The organism is Shewanella sp. KT0246 (genome assembly GCF_019654955.1).
Classification (GTDB): domain Bacteria; phylum Pseudomonadota; class Gammaproteobacteria; order Enterobacterales; family Shewanellaceae; genus Shewanella; species Shewanella goraebulensis.
Window position 1 is genome coordinate 26,153 of the sequence record NZ_BPEV01000034.1, and the last position, 24,510, is coordinate 50,662.

At 41.2% G+C, this 24,510-nt stretch carries 26 protein-coding genes and 1 tRNA gene; 9 read left to right on the plus strand and 18 right to left on the minus strand.

The features are described 5' to 3' along the window. Window positions 1–167: 167 nt before the first annotated feature. The 17 genes from K5Q58_RS15985 to K5Q58_RS16065 form a co-directional block, all read right to left on the minus strand. Complete coding sequence (locus tag K5Q58_RS15985; RefSeq protein ID WP_220754901.1) at window positions 168–1,190, minus strand: AraC family transcriptional regulator; 1,023 nt, start codon at window positions 1,188–1,190, stop codon at window positions 168–170. A 54-nt stretch (window positions 1,191–1,244) separates the two neighbouring features. Next, window positions 1,245–2,294 (minus strand): DUF2955 domain-containing protein, encoded by a 1,050-nt coding sequence (locus K5Q58_RS15990; RefSeq protein ID WP_220754902.1) that lies wholly within the window; start codon window positions 2,292–2,294, stop codon window positions 1,245–1,247. After that, the gene (locus K5Q58_RS15995; protein ID WP_220754903.1) at window positions 2,284–3,456 is read right to left on the minus strand and encodes an HlyD family secretion protein; all 1,173 of its coding nucleotides are present in this window, start codon (window positions 3,454–3,456) and stop codon (window positions 2,284–2,286) included. The genes K5Q58_RS15990 and K5Q58_RS15995 overlap by 11 nt, the downstream gene beginning before the upstream one ends. Window positions 3,457–3,833: 377 nt before the next feature. Beyond that, window positions 3,834–4,232, minus strand: a complete 399-nt coding sequence (locus K5Q58_RS16000; protein WP_220754904.1) for an ACT domain-containing protein — start codon at window positions 4,230–4,232, stop codon at window positions 3,834–3,836. 78 nt (window positions 4,233–4,310) lie between these two features. Continuing rightward, on the minus strand, window positions 4,311–4,832 hold the full coding sequence (locus K5Q58_RS16005; RefSeq protein WP_220754905.1) for a nuclear transport factor 2 family protein: 522 nt from the start codon (window positions 4,830–4,832) through the stop codon (window positions 4,311–4,313). A gap of 178 nt (window positions 4,833–5,010) precedes the next feature. Beyond that, window positions 5,011–5,475: a GNAT family N-acetyltransferase gene (locus tag K5Q58_RS16010; protein ID WP_220754906.1), complete on the minus strand. Its 465-nt coding sequence runs from the start codon at window positions 5,473–5,475 to the stop codon at window positions 5,011–5,013. Window positions 5,476–5,666: 191 nt separating this feature from the next. Continuing rightward, window positions 5,667–5,951 carry a hypothetical protein gene (locus tag K5Q58_RS16015; RefSeq protein ID WP_220754907.1) on the minus strand — a complete coding sequence of 95 codons (285 nt, stop codon included), beginning with the start codon at window positions 5,949–5,951 and terminating at the stop codon, window positions 5,667–5,669. A gap of 90 nt (window positions 5,952–6,041) precedes the next feature. Next, window positions 6,042–7,058, minus strand: a complete 1,017-nt coding sequence (locus K5Q58_RS16020) for an acyltransferase (protein WP_220754908.1) — start codon at window positions 7,056–7,058, stop codon at window positions 6,042–6,044. A gap of 150 nt (window positions 7,059–7,208) precedes the next feature. Beyond that, on the minus strand, window positions 7,209–7,694 hold the full coding sequence (locus tag K5Q58_RS16025) for a hypothetical protein (protein ID WP_220754909.1): 486 nt from the start codon (window positions 7,692–7,694) through the stop codon (window positions 7,209–7,211). A gap of 87 nt (window positions 7,695–7,781) precedes the next feature. Then, complete coding sequence (locus K5Q58_RS16030; protein ID WP_220754910.1) at window positions 7,782–8,282, minus strand: Imm26 family immunity protein; 501 nt, start codon at window positions 8,280–8,282, stop codon at window positions 7,782–7,784. Window positions 8,283–9,949: 1,667 nt separating this feature from the next. Then, a tRNA-Ser gene (locus K5Q58_RS16035) sits at window positions 9,950–10,040 on the minus strand. A 111-nt stretch (window positions 10,041–10,151) separates the two neighbouring features. Then, window positions 10,152–10,484 (minus strand): hypothetical protein, encoded by a 333-nt coding sequence (locus tag K5Q58_RS16040; protein ID WP_220754911.1) that lies wholly within the window; start codon window positions 10,482–10,484, stop codon window positions 10,152–10,154. Window positions 10,485–10,818: 334 nt separating this feature from the next. Continuing rightward, the gene (gene rluB / locus K5Q58_RS16045; RefSeq protein ID WP_220754912.1) at window positions 10,819–11,691 is read right to left on the minus strand and encodes a 23S rRNA pseudouridine(2605) synthase RluB; all 873 of its coding nucleotides are present in this window, start codon (window positions 11,689–11,691) and stop codon (window positions 10,819–10,821) included. Further along, window positions 11,692–12,279 carry an SMC-Scp complex subunit ScpB gene (scpB, locus tag K5Q58_RS16050; protein WP_220754926.1) on the minus strand — a complete coding sequence of 196 codons (588 nt, stop codon included), beginning with the start codon at window positions 12,277–12,279 and terminating at the stop codon, window positions 11,692–11,694. Window positions 12,280–12,311: 32 nt separating this feature from the next. Beyond that, a complete protein-coding gene (locus K5Q58_RS16055; protein WP_220754913.1) occupies window positions 12,312–13,100 on the minus strand; it encodes a ScpA family protein in 789 nt (262 codons plus the stop codon). A 235-nt stretch (window positions 13,101–13,335) separates the two neighbouring features. Continuing rightward, entirely contained in the window at window positions 13,336–13,956 is a 621-nt protein-coding gene (locus K5Q58_RS16060; protein ID WP_220754914.1) for an L-threonylcarbamoyladenylate synthase, read from the minus strand. Then, window positions 13,953–14,813, minus strand: a complete 861-nt coding sequence (locus K5Q58_RS16065; protein ID WP_220754915.1) for a PHP domain-containing protein — start codon at window positions 14,811–14,813, stop codon at window positions 13,953–13,955. Before K5Q58_RS16065 ends, K5Q58_RS16060 begins: the two co-directional genes overlap by 4 nt. Before the next feature lie 478 nt (window positions 14,814–15,291). On the opposite strand from K5Q58_RS16065, the gene K5Q58_RS16070 reads away from it, so the two are divergent. From K5Q58_RS16070 to xthA, 9 genes are all read left to right on the plus strand, one after another. Further along, entirely contained in the window at window positions 15,292–16,842 is a 1,551-nt protein-coding gene (locus tag K5Q58_RS16070; RefSeq protein ID WP_220754916.1) for an anthranilate synthase component 1, read from the plus strand. Window positions 16,843–16,868: 26 nt separating this feature from the next. Next, a complete protein-coding gene (locus tag K5Q58_RS16075; RefSeq protein WP_220754927.1) occupies window positions 16,869–17,489 on the plus strand; it encodes an aminodeoxychorismate/anthranilate synthase component II in 621 nt (206 codons plus the stop codon). Next, window positions 17,489–18,526, plus strand: a complete 1,038-nt coding sequence (trpD, locus tag K5Q58_RS16080) for an anthranilate phosphoribosyltransferase (RefSeq protein ID WP_220754917.1) — start codon at window positions 17,489–17,491, stop codon at window positions 18,524–18,526. The genes K5Q58_RS16075 and trpD overlap by 1 nt, the downstream gene beginning before the upstream one ends. A gap of 2 nt (window positions 18,527–18,528) precedes the next feature. Next, entirely contained in the window at window positions 18,529–19,983 is a 1,455-nt protein-coding gene (gene trpCF / locus K5Q58_RS16085; protein ID WP_220754918.1) for a bifunctional indole-3-glycerol-phosphate synthase TrpC/phosphoribosylanthranilate isomerase TrpF, read from the plus strand. 71 nt (window positions 19,984–20,054) lie between these two features. After that, complete coding sequence (gene trpB, locus K5Q58_RS16090) at window positions 20,055–21,260, plus strand: tryptophan synthase subunit beta (protein ID WP_220754919.1); 1,206 nt, start codon at window positions 20,055–20,057, stop codon at window positions 21,258–21,260. A 9-nt stretch (window positions 21,261–21,269) separates the two neighbouring features. After that, window positions 21,270–22,079, plus strand: a complete 810-nt coding sequence (gene trpA, locus K5Q58_RS16095) for a tryptophan synthase subunit alpha (RefSeq protein ID WP_220754920.1) — start codon at window positions 21,270–21,272, stop codon at window positions 22,077–22,079. A gap of 323 nt (window positions 22,080–22,402) precedes the next feature. Next, window positions 22,403–22,948 carry a septation protein A gene (locus tag K5Q58_RS16100; protein WP_220754921.1) on the plus strand — a complete coding sequence of 182 codons (546 nt, stop codon included), beginning with the start codon at window positions 22,403–22,405 and terminating at the stop codon, window positions 22,946–22,948. A 16-nt stretch (window positions 22,949–22,964) separates the two neighbouring features. Continuing rightward, entirely contained in the window at window positions 22,965–23,264 is a 300-nt protein-coding gene (locus K5Q58_RS16105) for a YciI family protein (protein WP_220754922.1), read from the plus strand. Next, window positions 23,264–24,073, plus strand: a complete 810-nt coding sequence (gene xthA, locus K5Q58_RS16110; protein ID WP_220754923.1) for an exodeoxyribonuclease III — start codon at window positions 23,264–23,266, stop codon at window positions 24,071–24,073. The genes K5Q58_RS16105 and xthA overlap by 1 nt, the downstream gene beginning before the upstream one ends. A 237-nt stretch (window positions 24,074–24,310) precedes the next feature. Here the strand turns inward: xthA and K5Q58_RS16115 are convergent. Further along, a partial coding sequence (locus tag K5Q58_RS16115; RefSeq protein WP_220754924.1) for an IS3 family transposase occupies window positions 24,311–24,510 on the minus strand: 200 nt, incomplete at its 5' end.

Genomic DNA, 24,510 nt, shown 5'->3' on the forward strand with positions numbered 1-24,510 from the left:
TAGCGCAACTTTGCCAATAAAACACCCGCTACAACATAAAAACATTTCATTAATCAATGAAATATCAATTAAAGAACATTTAAAACTGTTAACCAACGATTTTACAATATAAAACTGAGACTTAAGACAGAGGCAATAGCGTATTTACTGCAAATGTTGTATCAAATTCATTTTGGTTGGTTATTTTGACGAAACACTCGAGGTGAGAAACCAGACATGCGCTTAAATGCTCTGGAGAAATGCGCAACATCAGCATAACCCAAGGAAGCTGATATCTGAGTAACAGCAATATCCTTGTTTAACAAAAGAGTCTTAGCTTGCTGAAAGAAAATTCCTTCTACCATTTGGCTGTAACTCACCCCTTCTTCAGAAAGCCTACGCTGCAATGTACGTACACTTAACCCTAAAAGATCTGCTGCAGCGGTTATAGGTAATCGTCCTGAAGACATATAAGGTAATAATGCAAACTGAAGGCTGGCAATAAAACCTTTAGGGCTTTCTACTATGGTTTTTAATGTGGAATCCCACCCCTCTTTAAGCTTTACAGGACCATCTAAAACCGCATCAGAGATACTTAATGCAGTCACATTACGTGCGTAAAACACTTGTGACTCATTAAGCTTTAACACGTTTAAGTAATGCGCTTCGTTTGAAGACTGCAGGGCAATATCAATTGGTTGCCAATGGGTTTGTGTCACAGCTCGAACTAACTCAACCATCATGGTTAAAGCAAATTGCTCAGAAAGGTCAATTTCAATGGGGTCTTCTTTTTGACGAAAACGAGCAAACCACACCTTTTTTAAGGCCGTTTTCAAATGTACTTGGGTTTGTTTAGACTCAAGGTTTACCACATGAGTAAAGTCAATCAATGCTTGTCTTACTGAGCCTTTTAAGGAGATTTTAGCTAAGTGTTGAGGAATGAATATTGATCTAGCGACTTGATATAACCACTCAGAAAAGCGTTGCCTACCCAGCTTTTCAGCCATTAACTTTAATAAATTTAATACCGCTTGTTCTGAAACGTAATCATACTCATTTGTCAGCAGACTCTCGGGTAAACCTGCTTGCTCAATAAGCGGATAAACATTGTTCTCAAAGTCTTTAAGTCTAGCGACAAACGGAGCTATGTATTCGGCACGCAAAAGTGGAATAAAAGCGCTTTGTTCTTTTTCAAAAACTTGTGATGGCATTTATTTCACCTCAAACTAACGGTCAACGAATCAAAAAACTAAATAGCCAAATCATTACATGGCAGTTCTTTTCTGTAAAAACTTCCAATTACGTGTCTCAAGAAAGAACGATGCTACTACCATGTATACTCCCACAAGAAATAATTGCGCAATTCGAATATAAAAATTGGTAGCCACATCAGCATCAGTTGAAGATGCTGTCGAGCCGACAACCACCAATAGCGCTGAAAATATTCCCGCAAAGATAGGCGCTTTTTCAGGGTTAGCATAAATTTTTTGGCTAAATAATAATGCACAGATCATTGCTAAACCCACGTAAAAAGTGAGCTCAGGGACAATCACTAATAAATTGTAAAAAACCACCGCCATTGCACCACCGATGCCATTAGTGATCAGCAAAAACAAGCTCACTTTTACACTCTTACTTCCCGCAGATTGTAACGACAAAATGGCGATAAAAATCATCGTCAATAGCGCACCAGTAATCTCAAATAAGTAGAAAAAAGTAATCACAGGAAAGGCAATAATCAATGCACGAACAGACTCATAAAGGCGCTCATCAGAGGTCAACCCTGCTGCGACATGGGTTTCTCGGTTAGGAGATAGATCAGGCAATAAAATATGCAATAAGGTAAAAATGACGACAGCTACAACACCTGAGAAGCTTAATCCCACCCCAACAAAAATAGCAGCACCCGGATGAAGTATGCCTAAATAGGGTAATACTAAGGTTGCTACAATCAAAATAGTGGCAAAGAAATTCCATTTAGGATTTGAAAAAAGGTAGTAAGCCCAGAGCATCAGCAGCGCAAGAAGTGGCAACAACACCATCGGATATTGCACAGGGCCAAAGCTTACCAGCCATGCAATTGCAATCGTCGCCACCATTGATAACAGCAACTCATAAACAGTTTGAATAGTCGGCTCGGTTCTATCGACTAAAAACTTAGCCACGAACACCGGAACAATAAACGCTAATTGCCAAGCAAATATCGCTGAAACTGCCACGGCCAGCCCGATACCTAGAGTAAAACGAATAACCCGACGGGTATAAATCGCTTCCTCAAGTTCGGGGGCTATGGCAACAGTTTGCTTATCTGACATAAGAGAACCAGCTTACTAAGCGAATCCAGAACTTACCAAATAAGTTCATAACTGAGCTCTCTTTGGTATAAACCATTACGTCAGCTTGGCCGCCTACTCGGCGCAAACCTTTCGCTTCATCTTCATCAAATACAATGGTCACAGGGAAACGTTGAGACTGCCTTAACCATCCTGTTTGACCAGTTGTTTGTGCAAGTTTGCCTGTTTGCTCGTTTTGGCCCCAGTCAACACCATAGTCGATGTAAGCGACTTTACCGGTAAATACCTTGCCAGGAGCATAATCCAACGCAAACTCCACTTTATCGCCAGGCTTCATGTTACCAATGCTGTTCTCTCTAAAGTTTGCTTCAATCCACACATCTTCAGACGAAATAAACGTCATAACAGGTTGCCCTGCATTAGCGTAAAACCCCTCTTTTAAACGAAAATTAGAGGCTACACCGTCAGTTGGTGCTTTAATTTCAGTTCTCGCCAAATTAAGCTCTGCTTGTTCAAGTGCTAATAATGCAGATTTAACGGCAGTGTTATTTTCACCTTCTGAGCCTAAGCGCTCTTCTGCTTTGGCTAAGTCAGCATTTGCCGCCGCAACACCGGCTTCTGCACTGGCTAATTCTGCGCGGGCATTATCCGCATCAGCCTGCGACATCACATTTTGCTCAACCATTGTAAAAATACGTTTTGATTGCACTTTAGCGTTGGTGTAGTTAGCTTCAGCATTAGCAACTTTAGCTTTTGCAGCGGTCACATTAGCTGTTAATGCTCCCATATTCTGCCCTGCTTGAGTCACATTTTGCTGTGCAGTAAACAGTGCTATTTCATAATCTTTTGGATTAATCCGTGCCAGTACTTCACCTTCTCTAATTAATGTATTTGCAGAGGCAGTAATCTCAATCACTTCACCAGAAACCTGAGGAGTAATTGGCACCACAAAACCACGTATACGACCTAAATCTGTAGAAGGAATATATCTGTCAGCAATAAGGTGAAAAACAAATAAAAAACACACCACGATTAAAATGATATTGGTGACTTTACGAATTTTTTGATTCTTTGCTTTATCTGCTGGGGTATCAGCAGTAGAAGCTTGTTCGACTTGGGCTTGAGCCTCTTCAGTTTGAGCAACAACCTCAGTTGAAGAAACTTCTTTATTCTTATCAGTCATAACCTTCCCTTGAATCGACGCTATATTTGAGCTGCTAAATTGAGTTGTTAACCCATTAGAATGTTAACAGTTAATTAGAGACTTGTTAGTGTAATTGCAGTATAGAATTAATTCGATATAGAACTCAAATATAACTATTAAATTAGTTAGTTATATTGGCTATCGGCGCTGAGTAGCTAAATTGACTAGAGAATAAGTGAGTTACATGAATCTTGGAGCGAAAGCTTGATAGAAATAGATGACATTTAACTCACTTCTTTGCGATGACTTTGAAAGGCTTTAGAAATACTATATGCAATGACCTTTGCAAAAAAATAAACAGCATCGTTTTAAACCTTCAATTCAATTCAATTCAATTCAATTCAATTCAATTCAATTCAATTAACAGAAAACTCCTTTAGCGCTGTCATGGCAAGTGCGGCTTTATCGGCCGGCACAAAGATATGGTCATGATAATATGCAGCAATAACATTGGCACTGATACCGTAATCTGTTAGTTTTTGAGCGATAGCCGCAGTTAATCCCACCGCCTCTAAACTAGAGTGAACCGTTAACGTAATTTGCTTAAAACGTCCCTCAAACGTTAAGTAGGATTGAATAGCTGCCTCTGAAGATAACACTAATGTTAACCCTTCTTGCTCCTGAAATAGGCACAAGGGATCTAAATGGGCATATTCAGCAATTCGCCCTTTTACATGGCAAAATACAAACTCACCAGTATGTAACTCTGGCGACATATTAGCTAATAATTGATTTAAATTTGTTATGCCTGTCATTTTCAATCCTTGGGGCTTTATTTCATACTTTATTTAACGCTTTAATTATTACTTTACTTAACTCATTTATTTAATCTTTTATTGAGAGTAGTGCCTAATCACAGACACCTTGCCATCGTCTATTTCAAGCACTTCAAACGCTGAGTTATCATGAAGAGTTAGTTGACCATTATCAGGGTGAGTCCCTTTTGCCACAGTATGGAACTCAATCATTATCACATTATGACCGTAGGCTTGATTAGTGAGTTTGGCTGAATACTCATCGTGTGATGCTAAGTAATAGCTCATTCCTTTACGAAGCGCAGCTTTACCGTCAGGCTGACGGCTATCGTCATCGCTCCAAGGTAAATGCTGGTAACCCACATCATCAGTTAAAAAAGATAAATAATGTTCTAAATCTTCTTTGGTCGCATCAGGTTTCTGTGAACCTTTCCATGCTTCAAAGTACTGCTGAGTAAAGCCTTCATAATCAAACTCAACTTTTGTAGGTTTATCTTCAGCAAGTGCTTTAAACGGTGCTAAAGCAAGGATTAATAGCGCCAACCACACCAGCAGTGATACGCGCAATGTCGAGATATTGCTTACAAAATTCCATTTCATCATGTTTCCCTTAATACTATTTACCGTTTAACCGTTACATCTAGTTTCACTAATTTAAGCTTGTAACTTACTGAATAAAATACTGAACTGCAACGGTTGTAAACCACCTAACTAAATTAAGAGAGTTATACTAAGAGAATTAAATATAGAGATAAGTCACAAGGGTATGATGGGGTAATCAAATCGTTTTTTGGTATTCAAATAACCAAAAAGCTTCGTTAATATCAGGTTGAATTTCGCCTACTTTTTTATAGCCGAGCTTTTGATAAAAGTGATGATTACGAAAAGCTTTATAGGGAGTAACAAGCGACCAATTAACGATTTGGGAATAGCGTTTTTCAAGTAGATTTATCGTTTCAGAACCTATTTTCTTATCCTGAAACTCAGGTGCAATAAAGAAGTACTTCACCTCAATTTCAGTCAGGCTTTTCAGCACCACTAAAATGCCACCCGCATTTTGACTTCCATATTTAATAATATAATAGTGACCAGACTCAATACTTTGCTGATGCCAAGGCGTGGATTCAATATGAGGAGGAAAACTTCCATACTGCTCAAAATCAGCTTGAAAGGCTTTAACGGCAAGCGACTTTAACAGCGCAGCTTGTTCAGTTTTGGCTAAAACTAATCGGGTTAGTATCATAATTAGCTTTTATTACTCGCATTACTAGTTGTAGTGATAACTCATCAAAACGCCAACAGATTAAAAGATAATCGCAAAAAGATTAAATGCTAAATAAGTTACGTTTACAAGTGAATTTCTAACTCTTTCTTAGACAGGAATGAGATTGTAACGCCCTAATAATGAGCAAATTAGCTTGTTATAAGCGCTTATTATCCACCACTAGTTCCAGAGTCACCACCTGTTGAATCATGACCAATATCAGAGTCAGCAATCCACATTTGATCTTTGGTGGCAGAATTAGACCAAAAAAACACTTTAGTTCGGTAAGTAACTAAAAGATAAAACAATGCTGTAAGAATTGGAACAATTATAAAGATAACTGAAAACTTAAAACGCTCTTTGCCATTATGCTTCTTATTTTTGTATACAGCTATTATCCCTATGAGCGAAAAGATAGGCCAGAGAACTAAAAAGGCAATTTGCTCAAGAGTCATGTTTAGGCCTTATAATGCCTCGTTAAGAAGCAAATAATATGTTGGCTAAAATTAGCGACGAAGGGGCAAAAGCCAACTGTTTTTTGCCCTTTAAAACGACTTGTTAGATGCTATGTTACGTATGAACCTAGCAACGGGCTTTTCAAAATATTTAAATGATACAAATGCTACTGAAACAGTTAGAACGAAAGATAATAATAATTTCAATTCAACACTTAAATTGAGCTTGTTTACAAAAATAATAATTGGCATGTGAAGCAAATATAATGAATAAGATACTTTTCCCAAGAAGTCACCGAATCTGTTAGCTAATAGTACATTGTTATCAGGAACTAAAAATACAATACAAAAAAATACGGAACTCATTACAAGTAATACTTCATAGCTTAACCACATTCTTGTCTTAGCATCAGACGTAACAGATGAGAGCTCTGGATACATAGCAGGTATTAAGAGTAACACGAAAATAAAGTAATGTTTTTTAAGGTATTTCGGCACCTCAAAAGACTTATAATGCATTCCAAAAATAACCCCAATAAAAAAATAAGGTAAACTTCTTAACGTATTAAATAAGTTGTAACGAACTCCGTTTATGTCTCCATATACTCGTGGAAAGTTTGCTAAAAATAGCAGGAGCATAACCGCTAATATTGAAAGGTAAATATAGCCTCTCCTATTCTTTGAAAATGACCAAAAAATCAGGAATACGAAGTAAAATTGTATTTCAGGGGGGATTGACCAAAGTACACTGTCACCATATAAAAATAGTAGATGACTAATCAGTGCATTCGTATCTGGAATGTAATAAAGACTATCATTGCCGATTAAGGACAAAACATAAGAGCTAAGTACAATAACCAAGAATAATGGAACGACTCTTGCGATTCGAGCTAATAAGTAGCGCTTGATATTAACGTTGCTGAATTTTTGGGTCAGGTATAAGTGAGACATTAAAAAACCACTCAGCAAGAAAAACAGCATTACACCGTATGCTCCAGAGCCTCCGCCTAACATTCCATTAAGCCAATTTGTAATATCGCTAAAATGAGTAATAAACACAATTAATGCAGCCAACCCACGCAATGTGTTTAATTTTCTAATCTCCAACTAAAACCCCGGACTTGAATAATGCAGACATCTAACGCCTAGCTCACCCGCCCATGCGGAGTGGCTGCATTTGTGTGATTATGAAGCGCAGCGGAATACACAAATTCAGCCACGCAGTATGGGTCAGGTGCAGCTACTTGTTAGCTACGATTACCAGAATTTCCACCAAGGCTTTTGAACACCAGCGTGAGATACGGTAAGGTACTGTGATTCACTTTTATTTCCTGAAATAGAAACAGCAGTAATTTTAACCTTAACTTTAAAGGCCTCTTGTTCTTCACTGCTTCCATCGAGCCAAATAAAGGTGAATTCACTTTTATCTTTTACATATTTGGAAGGCGTTACAGGATTGCCGATAAACAGCCTATCTTCGAAATCACCCTCCACAATTTCAAAGATGTAACCTTGAACTTGTTTTGGCAGGTTAGTTAGCCGAAAGGTGATTATTCCTGCATCGGAGGTCGATGCATAATTGCCATCATCAGTGCCTCTTCTGATAGAGTCGACGACAAAGTTTGGTTTTACTGCCTTAATCTCTACTTCGTACGTGGGTTCAAAGTCGTCAAGTAGTGGGATAAACGACCCCGCAAAAGATAAGCATGGAAAGAGTATAAGGATGAATAATAGGTTTTTCATTCGATCTTCCAGTTTAGGTGCAGCTAACGCCCTGCTAATAAGTGAACCATAGCTGGCGGGCGACTTGCGCAGCAAATGGCATGACAGCTATGGTGAATCTGGATTTAGCAGCTTGTTAAGAGGCAATTTATACCTCAAATTCTCAGGTTTTTTGGCATGTTTCCATAAAATAGTATCGAGATAATCTGGTTCGAACCAGTCATCCCAAAACTCAAGAGCATAGTACGCATTAAGAAACTGGTTCATAATTCCTGAACCGTGCATTTCTGCACCGATCCACCCATTATCTCTGCAATCTTCATGTGGAAATGAAATAGTAGATATAACTGGCTTCCTATTTCCTAGCACTTTCCAAATACGTTTAGTAAGAAGATCCTTAGTTGTAAATTGGCAAGCTATTAACTTCGTATCATTTAGCTCAAAAACTTCATCCATTGAAGGATAATGCTGAAACCTAACCTTAAAAAAAGCACATGTAATTGAGTTAAGAACTTCCGCCTCACGCCCAACAACTTGGCCAATAGAAAATGTCCCATCACTTAACTCAACACTAAAGATATTTCCTATATCCCAAGTTTTCTTAGCCACTTCCCTTTGCCTCTTAACAGCGTATTAGCGAGAATTCCGATAAACACCCTTGGGCATCTTACCGTTCTCCAATCACTTCCAGCTTTATTTGTTAATATTTTTAATAACTTAACAGTAAGATTTCTGTGAGGCAATAATCATTTTTACGGTGAAAACGAGAATGTAGATAATCGAGAATTTTTTGGGGGCGTTATGTAAACTTTCTCACAAATAAAATACTGACCTTTCAATAATATAAGTCTATTCGTTTGGTAAAACCAAGAATTTTGCTTTTACATAACGAGAAGCAAATACTGTCAATTGTTGCATTTTAATTATAACTGTATAAATACACAGCTATACGTGATATTTAATTAAAGAGAATGCTGACTTTAGATGACTAGTTAAACAGGTGCAGTGGCTAACAAGCTTCGGGGCATAAACGTGTTATAACCACTAACTTTTCACTTCATTTATATTGGGTTTGTTAAAGAAGATCACTACATTGCCTGCCGCTGGGATGTACAGGACGAACGAAATGTCGCGATCACATGGTCAATGATGTTCCATACATCATAAAGACATTTACCATATCCCTATGGTTCAGATGTGAAAGAGCGACCTTAATGTGCAGATACAACTGCGAGACGCTGGCTCTTGATTTAAAAGTAAGCATCCATGTAAGCTCTGCCAAAACATCTATGTTTTGGAAGCTCGCTGCTGCATCTACACTGGGATTATTACTTCTTCGATTTAGCTTCATTTGTGTATCCAGTAGGCTTGAGAACATCAAGAGAATCACGTGAATCCTGACATGGCCTTTCTCGCACATCCATGTGCTTTAAGGCATTTAGTGCATCCTGCACTTAAGATTCTGGCTAGTTTTCGAGGGGAAGGGACTCCCCCGTCGGAAGCGTTAGTGATTTTTGAAGATGTTCGAAGCGGAATACAAACGAAGTTTAAATCTGGATGATTCTCCGTTGGAAATTTTGCTGTTTAAATTTCGCCGGAGCGGCAAGGGATATCGAAAAGGGAAATGCTGTTGTTTCCCTTTCGTCTGGTGTGGGCGAAGCGCCACGACGTTAATCCAAACGAAGTTTGGAAATCCTGTGTGAAATCCATATGTCTAAAACTGATATTAATTAAGTACCACGACGTCGAGTTTTCAAAATAGTAAACATGGAATGGCGCATAAACGAGTTATGAACCCTACATTGACGCGCCACAAACCTTTTAACTCTCTGGCTGAACTAACTCGAATTCCAGAAAGCAAAAAGCCCGCTAATAAATTAGCGGGCTTTTCTAAATATGACGGAGAGATAGGGGCTTGAACCCTAAATGGATTGTGCTACAAACCTTTTAAATATCTTTCCAAATATCTCAAGTTTTAAAAAGCAAAAAGCTCGTTACTTTGCAGTAGCGGGCTTTTCTAAATATGGTTGATAGATAGGGATTTGAATCCTACATTGATGCGCTACAAACCTGTTAACTATCTAGTCAAACTCACTCAAATTCCAGAAAGCAAAAAGCCCGTTACTTTGCAGTAACGGGCTTTTCTAAATATGACTGAGAGATAGAGATTCGAACCCTAAATGGATTGTGCTACAAACCTTTTAAATATCTTTCCAAATATCTCAAATTTTAAAAAGCAAAAAGCCCGCTAATAAATTAGCGGGCTTTTCTAAATATGGCGGAGAGATAGGGATTTGAACCCTAGATGGGCTACAAACCCATGCCGGTTTTCAAGACCGGTGCATTCGACCACTCTGCCATCTCTCCGAACGAGCGAGATAATAGCGATCTCACTCGCTGGTGTAAAGTACAAATTGAAATAAATTATCTATTTGGCTATTTGAGCAGCAATCTAGGCTTTAACGCTTAAAATAAGCACTATTTATCCATTTTAACCGGGGTTAAACCTTTTGCCCTATCATCGACAGCATCATCTAATTCAAAGCCAGCTTGTTTCCAAGTCTCTGCTTCTTCTGGGTTAAACTTCTCTTTTGACCAAGCCGATGCAGAATCCACACTAAAACTTGCTTTACTCCATTGCTGAGATTGTTCAGCATTAAAACCACTCTTACTCCATGTTTGTGCTTTTGCAGCATCAAACCCTATTGCTTTCCAGTCTGCTATTTCCCTTTCAGACATTCCCTTCCATGTCGGCGCCGATGCACAGCCATATAAAAGACAAGCTACTACCATGACGATTAACTTTTTCATTTAATACTCCCTTAACAGTAAGTGTATGTAACTGGCTAAAAAATCATCAAATTAAATATAGTTAGCGATATTCACAGTTTCAAGGAAGCCCTTGATTATATTTATGACCATTTGAGCATATCCATCATTGAGAATGCTTGATTAAGACTGGTCAGCTCTATCTGAGCCTTTAACAAAAGCAAAATTTTAACGCTGGAGCCAAACGATATATCAATAAACGGCGCGCTTTAAGCTGCAAACAATAAACCGCTAGCAAAAAAGATAAGCAATAAAAAAGGCCGCCAATGGCGACCTTAATCGGTAAACACAATTCATAGCACACGGCTATAGCAGTTTAACCTCGTTGACGTGTCGACTTTGGACGCGCAACAGCTGTTTTATGCTTACGTACAGCACGGCGAATTTTAGCGCCTTTAACTTGTGCGCGAGCAACACTGTGCTTATCGGTGCCAAGTAATGTACGTGTTTCTGGCTCTAAACCGGCTAACTGACGCAAGTAGTTAACTTGTTCCATATCAAGCTCAGTCCAGCCACCACGCGGTAATGCTTTAGGTAATTCAACCATACCGTAGCGAACACGAATAAGACGGCTTACTTGTACTTCTTGTGATTCCCATAAGCGACGAACCTCACGGTTACGTCCTTCTTTAAGCGTGACATGCCACCACTTATTTAGACCTTCACCACCAGCAGGTTTTATAGTATCAAAACTTGCAGGGCCATCTTCAAGGGTTACGCCTTTACGCAAACGCTGAACAGCGGCCTCTGGCACTTCACCGAAAGTACGTACCGCATATTCGCGGTCGACTTCATTTGAAGGGTGCATTAAACGGTTAGCAAGCTCACCGTCTGATGTGAATAATAATAGACCCGAAGTATTGATATCCAAACGTCCAACCGCTACCCAACGTGAATCACGTATTTTTGGTAAACGTTCGAACACAGTGGTTCTGCCTTCTGGATCTTTACGACTACAAATTTCACCTTCTGGCTTATGGTAAGCCAATACGCGACAAATGATGTCTTCTTCAGTTTTGATAACGATGGCACGGCCATCGATGCGTATTTTGGCATCCGCTTCAACGCGATCACCTAAACTGGCAATTTCTCCGTCTACACTAATACGGCCTGCAGCAATCCATGCCTCCATCTCACGACGGGAGCCATGGCCTGCACGGGCCAAGACTTTCTGCAATTTTTCGCTCATCTAGTTCGACTCTTCTGTTTGTTGTGGTGCCAATGATACTTTCTCAAATAGCACCTGCAATGACTCTTCATCACTAAGCGAAGGCAAATCCGCTAAGGTTTTCAAGCCAAAATAGGATAAAAACTCTGTGGTCGTAGCATAGAGTGCTGGTCGCCCTGGCACTTCTTTATGACCGACGGTTTTTACCCAATGTCTATCAGCTAAACTCTTTATTATGTGGCTGCTGACGGCCACACCTCTTACATGTTCAATATCACCGCGCGTTACTGGTTGCTGATAAGCAATCACCGCTAAGGTTTCTAACGTCGCCCGTGAATATTTAGGGGATTTTTCTTGCCACAAAGGTTGTAAAAATTCACTTAACAACTCTTGGGTTTGAAAGCGATAACCACTAGCCACTTCAACCAGTTGTACCCCACGCTCTTGATAATCTTGTTGTAACTCATCTAAGCAAGCTTTAATCCTTGCTCGAGACACATCAAACTTCACTAAAACAGTGTCTTTAATCATTTTGATACTGAGTGGTTTTCCCATTACAAATAAACTGGCTTCGATTAATTGTTTTAATTGAATATCGTTTATTTGCATTATGTCCTTTCTCATATCTTGTGCCGTATCGATTAAAACGCTTTCACGTAAATCGGTGCTAACGGCTCATTTTGAACCAAATCAACTAATAGCTCTTTGACTAGTTCCATCAAAGCTAAAAAGCTCACTACCACACCTGCTTTGCCCTCACTAACATCAAATAAATCAGTAAAAGGGATAAAATGCTCAGTCGACAGTTTTGCTAAAATCTGACTCATTCGCTCGCGGGTTGATAACAACTCACGCTTCACATGATGATGTTCGTTCGCATCAATTCGTTTTAATACCTCAGAAAACGCCTGAGCAATATCAACTAATGATACTTCAGGAGGCATAATAACCGGCTTAATGTTTGGTGCGGCTTTAGCTTGTGCTAAATATACATCGCGCTCCAATCGTGGCAGCCCATCTAAATCGGCTGCAGCCTGCTTTATCACTTCATAGGCTTTTAACTGGCGAATTAACACCACGCGAGGATCTTCTTCCTCTTCATCTGCAGTCACTATTTTAGGTAACAACAGTCGAGATTTAATTTCTGCAAGTGTCGCTGCCATGACTAAATAATCAGCAGCAAGCTCAATTCGCGCTTCAGTTAAAATATCAATATAGACTAAATACTGAGTGGTAATTTTTTCAATTGGCAAGTCAACAACATCCAGTTTTTGCTTGCGAATTAAATATAATAATAAATCTAACGGCCCTTCAAATGTCTCTAAAAACACTTCAAGCGCTTCTGGCGGAATAAACAAATCGGTCGGCATTGCATCAACGGCTTCACCGCGAACTATCGCTAGGGGTAAACTTTTTTGGATACCCTGCATTGGTTTATTCCTTAATTTAATGACTTAATATCAGTTGGTTAAAACAAGTAGCAACACATAACAAATGGTAAACTGATTTGCCTTACACTTTGATTAATACGTCAAAACTATAGCTAGAAATTACCGAACGCGCGATTATACGCACTATTGCTTAGGGTTGAAACAACTATCCCACAAACTTGCAGACCAAAAGTTATACTGCGCCCCAAACTGCCCTTTAATTTGCTCAAAAAACTTATTCAAACGGGCTGATATCACCTGCGCCTTCACGCACAATAACCATGTCGCCATCGGACATATCAATCACTGTAGTTTGGTTTTCAGCTAGGTAACCGCCATGAATAATAGCATCAACACTGTGCTCTAAAATATCTCGAATATGCTCAGGATCAGACTCAGCAAACTCTTCATCTGGCATCACTAAACTGGTCGACATAATCGGCGCTTCTAAGGCTTCTAACAGCGCTAACGCAATCAAGTTATCAGGCACGCGAATACCAATAGTTTTCTTTTTATCGCACTGTAATCTGCGTGGCACTTCTTTGCTGGCTTTAAAAATAAAAGTGTAAGGGCCAGGGGTGCAACTTTTCAGTAAACGGAAAGCTTGATTATCAACGCGAGCAAAGTTCGCCAGCTCAGACAAGTCACGGCACATCAGTGAAAAGTTATTATCATTTTCGATTTTACGAATACGCACCATACGGGTCATGGCATCTTTTTCGCCAATCATACAACCTAATGCATAACCTGAGTCAGTAGGATAAACAATCACCCCACCCTGCTTTAAAATGTTTACCGCTTGGCTAATTAATCTTGCTTGCGGGTTTTCGTCATGTATATAAAAGAATTGGCTCATGTTCGCTCCGTCCAAGATTCTGATTGCCAAACCCACTGTACGCCAGCAGGTTGGAATAAATTTTTGCCTAACTCAATCCAATTACTCGGGAAATGAAAATCACTGCCAATGGAACCCTTTAAGTTATTCATATGGCTTAAAGCGACTAAGTTAGCGCGATCATCAATACTTTGTTGGCCTAGCACGACTTCCATCGCATCACCGCCCGCTTCTTTGTATTCTCGCACCAAACGCTTTAACCATTTAGCCGACAATTTATAACCGCTTGGGTGCGCTAAAACAGCAACGCCGCCAGTTTGGTGAATAATGTCGATAGCTGTAGCCATATCACTCCAATTATTGGGCACATAACCTGTTTTCCCACGAGCTAAGTAACGCTTGAAGACACTCGGCATATCCTTAGCATAACCGTTTTCAGCTAACCAACGCGCATAATGCCCTCGGCTGATTGCCGCGCCATCGGCGTATTTTTTAGCGCCTTCATAAGCGCCTTCAATACCTGCTTTTGCGAGACGTACTCCAATTTCTTGAGCGCGTTCTTCACGTAACTCACGTTGACGACTTAAAAAATCAAGTAACTCTGGCGCTTGTTTATCCATGTTCAAACCAACAATATGGATATCAAAATTTTGCCAACGAGTTGAAATTTCAACACCGTCGATTAATTTAAGCGGCTTTTCATGTTGTTGATTAAATTGATGTGCTTCTGCAAGACCTGCCACGGTATCGTGATCAGTAATAGCTAGCATTTCAACGCCCTTTTCAATGGCGCGTTCAACAAGTTCAGAAGGAGTAAGTACGCCGTCAGATGCGGTCGTATGGCTGTGAAGATCGGCCAAGAGAGAGTCTGTTATCATAACGTTATTGTACTTTAATCTTTGTTGAAAAGCTTAACCCTGACGTGATTATTTGCTACATATTCAGCAAATTGATGGCGCTTTCACCTTGATGAGCAAAAAAATACCAAATTTGAGAAATATTCAATTGACTTTAAACCTCAGCTAAGGTCTTCTATAAGGCATACGTTAGCCAAACGCATTTTGCTAACTTTTTAGATATACAACCTAAACTCAAGAGTTTCGATTTAAATGACAAATTTTAACGCATTAAACATCAATTGGTGGTGGCACTTCCCAAATTAACGGGTGGTGTGAAGCGTTGTAGTTATTTAAATAACTACAAGATTTTACTAGAAAGCCCGCAGAGATGTGGGCTTTCTTGCTATTTACGGCTTGCACTCTCCGATAAAACTAACGCAAACCGAGCACGGCACTGGCACCAAATAAGAGTATCGAGTATGAAGAATCAACATATTAGAGAGGCGCAATAAGTATTATGGAACATCAGTTCGCCCATGTAGTGACCCAGAAGCAACCCTTAGCATATCACGCTGATCCATTGAGCCTTTATCAGCATGTGACCGCCAATGCGCCACATACTATGTTGCTAGAATCCGCTGAGATTGAAAGCAAAGATCACCTAAAAAGCATTGTGTTAACCCACGCCGCCATGATGGTTCGTTGTGACGGTTACAAACTGACATTCAGCGCCCTCACCGATAACGGTGCAAGTTTACTTGCACCAATCAGTGACTTCTTCAAAACAAGTGAGCAGCAACAGCAAGACAAGGTGTTAACCATTAACCTTGCTAAAGCTCAAGAATTACAGGATGAAGATGCCCGTTTAAAGTCGACATCTCCTCTTGATGGTTTAAGAATGTTTGTTCAGCACATTCAAACTGACCAAAAAGATGCCTTTGAAGATTTGTTTCTAGGTGGCGTACTGGCGTATGACTTAATTGATACTGTAGAGCCACTACCAGAAGTGCCTAATGCTGATAACGATTGTCCTGATTACTTATTCTACCTCGCCGAAACGCTCATATTAGTAGACCACCAACAGCAACACGCTGAAATCATCACCCATCAGTTTTCAACTGACACACAACTAACCGAGACACTTGCAAAGCGTGCTATTGATGTTAATCAGCAATGCCAAACACTGACTCCTGTTCAACCTTTAGTGACAGTCGATGCTGAAACTCAAGTTAACATCAGTGACGAAACGTTTAAGCAAACCGTGGGGGATTTAAAAGAGCACATTGTCGCAGGCGATATTTTCCAAGTTGTTCCTTCAAGAAGTTTTAGTCTGCCATGCCCCAATACTCTGGGCGCATACCGAGCACTTCGGTTAACCAATCCAAGCCCGTACATGTTTTACTTTCGCGGCCCTGACTTCACTTTATTTGGCGCCTCTCCTGAAAGTGCTCTTAAATATGATGCAGCAAGCAATCAAGTTGAAGTATACCCAATTGCAGGTACACGTCAGCGCGGTAAAACTGCCGAAGGCAGCATTGATTTTGACTTAGATAGCCGTATTGAGCTTGAGCTTCGACTTGATAAAAAAGAGTTGTCTGAACACTTAATGTTGGTTGATTTAGCCCGTAACGATATTGCCCGTATTAGCCAAAGCGGCAGCCGTAAAGTGGCAGAATTGCTCAAAGTTGACCGCTACTCACACGTGATGCATCTCGTTAGCCGTGTTACTGGTCAATTACGTGAAGACTTAGATGCCCTGCATGCTTATCAAGCTTGCATGAACATGGGCACTTTAGTCGGCGCGCCAAAAGTGCGTGCGTCACAGTTGGTTCGAGAAGCCGAGCAAGCTCGCCGTGGCAGTTATGGCGGCGCAGTCGGTTACGTAAATGGTCTAGGCGACATGGATACCTGTATCGTGATTCGCTCAGCCTTTGTTAAAAATGATGTGGCCTTTATTCAAGCAGGCGCTGGAGTGGTATTTGATTCAGACCCACAAGCTGAAGCCGACGAAACCCGTCAAAAAGCCCAAGCGGTGATTTCTGCCATCAAAATGGGAGGTGGATTATAATGACGACTTCTCAGAGCACCAATAACATGAAACTGTATTTATTAGATAACTTTGACTCATTCACCTACAACTTAGTGGATCAATTTCGCAGTTTAGGCTTCGAAGTGCTGATTTACCGTAATGATGTTAGCGCTGATTACTTAGCTGAAAAACTTATCGCAGAATCAGGACAAGCAGCCTTAGTGTTGTCTCCAGGACCAGGCGCACCACATGAAGCTGGTTGCATGATGGAGCTTATCGGCAAAGTCGCGGGCAAAGTGCCCATGCTGGGTATTTGTTTAGGCCATCAAGCCATGGTTGAGTATTACGGTGGTAAAGTTGAACGTGCTCCCTTTGTGGTTCACGGTAAAGCTAGCCCAACTACGCACAACGGCGAAGGTGTGTTTGCAAACCTACCTTCTCCACTACCAGTAGCGCGCTATCACAGCTTAGTGGCTACCATAGTGCCTGATTGTTTAGACGTGATTGCCACAACCGAAGACATGCCAATGGCGGTGATTCATCCACAAGATAAAGCGGTTGGATTCCAATTTCATCCAGAGTCTATTTTAACCACTTTAGGTAGCACGCTATTAACCCAAACCTTGACTTACCTCACGCACGCTAATGAAAGCAGCCAATCCACTAACCAAAAGGGAGCCTTATAATGTCTCAGCTTCAACCACTATTAGACTCACTTTATCAAGGCAATGCATTAACCCGCAGCCAAAGTGCTGAATTATTTACCGCAATCGTTGAAGGTGAAATGGACCCTATTGCCATGGCTGGCATGTTAGTGGCACTAAAAATGCGCGGCGAAACCATTGAAGAAATCACAGGAGCAGCAGATGCACTTCGTAAAGCCGCTAAACCATTTCCACGCAGCCCTAAATCATTAGCAACAGGTGTGGTAGATATTGTAGGTACAGGCGGTGATGGTCATAACACCATTAATATCTCTACCACAGCATCATTTGTTGCAGCAGCTGCTGGCGCAAAAGTGGCCAAACACGGCAACCGCGGCGTATCGAGTAAATCAGGTGCATCAGATGTGTTATCACACTGCGGTATTGGTTTAACCATGGCACCAGAAGTAGCTAGTCAGTGTATTGAAGACTTCGGTTTATGCTTTTTATTCGCGCCACATTATCATGCAGGTGTGCGCCACGCAGTGCCTGTAAGACAAGCACTTAAAACCCGTACTATCTTTAACATATTAGGCCCGCTGATTAATCCCGCTAAACCTGAAGCCATGTTACTTGGCGTATATTCACCTAAATTAATTGCGCCAATCGTTAACGTATTAAACGCTTTAGGTGTTAAACGTGCCATGGTCGTATACGGCAGCGGACTCGATGAGGTCGCCCTACATGGCGAAACCCAAGTTGCAGAGCTTAACGACGGCAACATTCGTTTTTATAAGCTAACGCCACAAGAGTTAGGCGTTGAGCCTGCTGAAATTTCAGCCCTTGAAGGCGGTGAGCCAAGTGATAACGCCCTTATTACTCAAGCTATTTTAAAAGGCGAAGGTAAACCTGCCCATCGTGACGCGGTTGCGATTAATGCGGGTTGTGCACTATATGTCAGCGGGGTTTGTGACACTGTACAGCAAGGTACTCAACTTGCCCTTGAAACAATCAATAGCGGCAAAGCCTTTTCGGTATTAACTCAACTGGCTGAAGCAAGCCAGCAAGAGGAAGCATAGTAATGTCTACAGTAATGCCTAACGTTGCTAATAAAACGGCTAAAGAATCAAACGTATTAACTAAAATTGTTGATACCAAAGTAGCGCATATAGCCTCGTTAAAGCTGCGTTATCCAGAATCAAGCTTACAACCCAAAATATCAGACCGCAGTTTATTTGATGCCCTTAAAGCGCCAAATGCGGGTTATATTTTTGAATGTAAAAAAGCCAGCCCATCTAAAGGGCTTATTCGTCCAGTATTTGACGTTGAAGCAATTGCCGATATTTATGGTAAATACGCTGCAGGCATCTCGGTATTAACTGACGAGCAATTCTTCCAAGGCGATATTGATTACATTCCACTAGTACGCGCTCGTGTCAGCCAACCTATTTTATGTAAAGACTTCTTTGTCGATACATATCAAATCAAACTGGCAGCCCATCAAGGTGCTGACGCGGTACTATTAATGCTGTCAGTACTTGATGATGCGCAATACAAGTTATTGGCTGAAGAAGCGGCCAAATACAATTTAGATGCGCTAACCGAAGTCAGTAACCAAGAAGAACTGGAACGCGCCATTGATCTTAATGCGCGTATTGTGGGTATTAACAACCGCAACTTACGTGACTTAAGTACCGATTTAGCCACCACTGAAGCTTTAGCGCCGCAAATTCCAACTGACAGAGTCATTATCAGTGAGTCAGGCATTTATAATAATCAGCAGGTTAAGCGCTTAAATCCGTTAGTAGATGGTTACCTTGTGGGCAGCTCTATCATGGCGCAAGACGATATCGACCTTGCTTGTCGTCAACTGATTTTTGGCAATAACAAAGTCTGCGGGTTAACTCGCCTTGAAGATATTAAAGCAGTAGCTGAAGCTGGCGCAGTTTTTGGAGGATTAATCTTCCACCTAAAATCATCACGAAGTGTCACTGTTGAACAAGCGGCTTCATTAGTCAATCAAAGCGAACGAAATAACATTGCTTTGAACTTTGTCGGCGTATTCGTCAACAAAGCCAATGAAGACATTGTTGCAACCGTAAAAGCGGTCGGTTTGTCAGTAGTGCAATTGCATGGCAGCGAAACCAGTGACGATGTCTCTGAGCTTAAACTCTTGCTTGCCGATGCTAAACTTGATTGCCAAATCTGGAAAGCCGTCAGCGTAGACAGCGAGAGCCAAACGTTAGGTAACAAACCAGAAGGTGCAGACCGATTCTTATTTGACAGTAAAACTAACACAGGCTTTGGCGGCACGGGCGAAACCTTCAACTGGCAAGCGTTACTCGAAAATTCTGCGATAACTAACACAGAACGAGAAAACAGCATGCTTGCAGGTGGCCTAACACCTGAAAATGCATTCGAAGCCAACCAGCAAGGTTTTTACGGTTTAGATCTCAACTCAGGCGTTGAATCACAGCCCGGCATTAAAGATGCACACAAGGTTGCCCAAGCATTCACGGCAATCAGAAAGAATTAGACCCGAATTTTATACAGCATTACGAAATAGCCTACATGGGTATTTCAGACAATTTTGATAAGGAAGACCCAATGACAAAGCTCAAGCTTGACCCTTATTTTGGCGAATATGGCGGCATGTACGTACCGCAAATTCTTGTTCCAGCGCTAAAGCAATTAGAAACCGCTTTTGTAGAAGCTCAAGAAGATGAAGAGTTTCAAAAAGAATTTACTGAGTTACTGAAAAACTATGCCGGTCGCCCTACCGCATTAACCTTAACCCGTAACTTAAGCCCTAACCCTATGGTCAAAATCTATCTAAAACGTGAAGATTTACTCCATGGCGGCGCGCACAAAACTAACCAAGTACTGGGTCAGGCGCTATTGGCAAAACGTATGGGTAAAAAAGAAATCATTGCTGAAACAGGTGCAGGCCAACATGGCGTAGCTACGGCGTTAGCCTGTGCACTATTAGACCTTAAATGTAAGGTTTACATGGGCGCGAAAGACGTTGAACGTCAATCACCAAACGTATTTAGAATGAAACTGATGGGCGCAGAAGTGATCCCTGTTACATCAGGTTCAGCCACCTTAAAAGATGCCTGTAACGAAGCCATGCGTGACTGGTCAGCAAGTTATGACAAAGCGCATTACCTGCTTGGCACCGCAGCGGGGCCACATCCATTTCCGACAATCGTGCGTGAATTCCAACGTATGATTGGTGAAGAAACTAAAAAACAAATTCTTGAAAAAGAAGGTCGCTTGCCAGATGCAGTTATCGCATGTGTTGGCGGTGGTTCAAACGCTATTGGTATGTTCGCTGACTTCATCGATGAAAAAGACGTTGAACTTATCGGTGTTGAACCTGCTGGTAAAGGCATTGATACGCCAATGCACGGCGCACCGCTTAAGCACGGTAAAACGGGCATATTCTTTGGTATGAAAGCGCCATTAATGCAAGACAGCGATGGCCAAATTGAAGAGTCATATTCTGTTTCAGCCGGTCTTGATTTCCCATCAGTTGGCCCACAACATGCGCATCTTAATGCGACAGGACGCGCCCGCTATGAGTCGGCAACCGATGATGAAGCACTAGAGTGTTTCCAGCTGCTTGCGCGCACAGAAGGGATTATCCCAGCGCTTGAATCAGCCCATGCCATTGCTTATGCAGTCCGTATGGCTAAAGAAGCCACTAAAGAAACTATTCTAGTGGTTAACTTATCGGGCCGTGGTGATAAAGATATCTTCACCGTCTCTGACATTTTAGAACAAAAAGCTTCTGCTGAAGCTGCGAAGTAAGGACTTATCATGACTAATCGTTATCAAGCAGCTTTTGACCAATTAGCGCAAAAACAGCAAGGTGCGTTTGTGCCGTTCGTGACCCTTGGCGACCCAAGCGTTGGGGTGTCACTTAAGATCATCAAAACCTTAGTGGATAATGGCGCTGATGCATTAGAGCTAGGCTTTCCATTTTCAGATCCATTAGCTGATGGGCCGGTGATTCAAGGCGCTAACTTACGCGCATTAGATTCAGGTACTAACGTTGCAGATTGTTTCTCACTGCTGACACAGGTCCGTGAGTTATACCCTGACATGCCAATTGGATTACTGTTATACGCTAACCTCGTATTCGCCAATGGCATTGATGCTTTTTACGCTAAAGCTAAGCAAGCTGGCGTAGATTCAGTATTGATTGCTGATGTACCAGTAGAAGAGTCGGCACCATTCAGTGAAGCGGCTCATAAGCATGGCGTTGCTCCTATTTTTATCGCGCCGCCAAATGCGGATACCGACACCATAAAAATGGTCAGTAAAAACGGTCAAGGTTATACCTACTTGCTATCTCGTGCTGGGGTGACAGGCACAGAGTCAAAAGCAGGCGCACCTATTGGTGAAGTCCTTGCTAAACTTGCAGAGTTTAATGCACCACCGCCATTATTAGGTTTCGGTATTGCCGAGCCTAAACAAGTGAGCGAAGCCATTAAAGCGGGTGCCGCAGGCGCCATTTCAGGCTCCGCAGTGGTCAAAATCATCGAACGTAATAAAGACGATGAAAAAGCCTTATTAAGCGAGCTAGCTGAATTTACTCGTAATATGAAAGCGGCGACACACAAATAAACGGTCTTAAATAACAGACTTTAAATAACAGACATGAGTCATAAATTTATGGCTTAATGTTACAGATATTAAGCTTGATTTAAGACTTAAAATGCCACTCCTTCGAGTGGCATTTTTGTTTTATCAATTATGAAGTTTTATTAACCCTTAAACAGCATAAATCAGCCAATCTCACCCTCGTTACCCTTCATATCAACCCTGCCGCCATGCTAGACTCTGAGCCTACTATTACCATAATGATTAATACCCAACTCAAGCTTACAAAAAATCGATGACGGCTATTAATCAATAAACTGACTTATCTATTTAGGCTATCGCATCATATGAAACAATTGCTTGATTTTCTTCCGTTGGTAATCTTTTTTGCCATCTATAAATTTTATGACATTTACACTGCAACAGGCGCGCTTATCGCAGCTACCGCAGTGCAGCTTATTGTCACTTATATCCTATATAAACAAGTCGAAAAAATGCATTTAATCACCTTTGCGATGGTGACATTTTTCGGTACCTTAACCTTGATATTCCACGATGACGCCTTCATCAAATGGAAGGTCACCATTGTTTATGCCTTCTTCGCCATCGCATTAATGGTGAGCCAGTTAATCAATAAACCTATCCTTAAAAGCATGCTCGGCAAAGAAATGAAATGCCCCGACAATATCTGGGCACACGTCACTTGGTACTGGGTCAGCTTCTTTGTTGCCTGTGGTATTGCTAACATCTATGTTGCCTTTAGCTTGCCGCTAGAAACTTGGGTTAACTTTAAAGTATTCGGTTTAACCGCCCTTACCCTAGTCAATACTGTTATTACCGTTATGTACCTATACAAACATATGGAACATGATGAATCGGAACAAATAAAATAATTCAAGGAACCTATCTATGTGGTACATGATTTCGTCACAAGATGTTGAAAACAGTTTAGAAAAACGCATGAGTGCCCGCCCAGCTCACCTTGCACGCTTAGAAGCATTAGCCGCTGAAGGTCGCTTATTAGTCGCAGGCCCGCACCCTGCTATCGACAGTGAAAACCCAGCAGAAGCCGGTTTTACAGGTTCATTAGTGGTTGCAGAGTTTGAGTCATTAGTTGCCGCACAAGCATGGGCAGACCAAGACCCATACATCGATGCTGGCGTATACGCGAGCGTCATTGTTAAGCCATTTAAGCGAGTACTTGTCTAATGAAAATTGTCTCATTTAACATCAATGGTATTCGCGCCCGCTTACATCAATTGCAAGCGCTTATCGACAGCCACCAGCCTGACGTTATCGGTTTGCAAGAAACCAAAGTCCACGATGAAGCTTTCCCTGTCGCTGACGTTGAAGCCATGGGTTATCACGTACATTATCACGGCGGCAAAGCCCATTACGGCGTGGCAATGTTGTCAAAAGCTGAACCGATTGAAGTCATTAAAGGGTTTAAAGATGATGCAGAAGATGCCCAGCGCCGAATGATCATGGGTAAATTCAAACAGGCTAACGGCCGCATTATTACCGTAATGAATGGCTATTTCCCACAAGGCGAAAACATCAGTCACGAAACCAAATACCCAGCTAAGCGTAAGTTCTACCGAGACTTGATGCAGCATTTAGCTGATAACCACACCCCAGATGAAGACATTGCCATTATTGGTGATATCAACATCTCACCAGTGGATTTAGATATCGGTATTGGTGACGTTAACGCTAAACGCTGGCTTAAAACCGGTAAATGTAGTTTCCAACCAGAAGAACGTGAATGGCTGCAGCGCCTCAAAGATTGGGGCTTAGTTGACAGCTTCCGTGAGTTACACCCAGAGCGCACTGAACGTTACTCGTGGTTTGATTACCGCAGTAAAGGCTTTGTCGATAACCGCGGACTTCGCATTGATGTGGTCATGGTGACTCAGTCGTTATTACCACGCTTAACTGAATCTGATGTTGATTACGATTTACGTGGCATTGAAAAGCCATCAGATCATGCGCCGATTTGGAGCACCTTTTCAGACTAGTGACTTTCTAAGCACTGAAAAAGTTGAATACTAAAAAGCCTAACTTTATTAAGTTAGGCTTTTTTATCTTATGAGGTAATGGTATCACCTCTAACTAGGTGACCAGAATAACAGTACCTGTATATAGCTAACGCCCCAATGAGGGGCTAAAAATTGTTTGCTAAAATGTATAGCGAAGCGAAACCGAGCAAACTGTTTTTAGTGATCTTCACCCGATAAAATAGACACCGTCCATTTTCAAAATAATTTCTGCTCAAATTCAACAGGTGTTTTATATCCTAAGCTCGAATGCAGGCGCTGTCTATTGTAGAAATAGTTTAAATAACCTTTGAGCTTAGAATGTAATTTAGTGCTCGTTTCAAATGTGTTTCCTCTGATTACATCCGCTTTCAATGAATGAAAAAAAGACTCGACCTCTGCATTATCTGTACAACAAC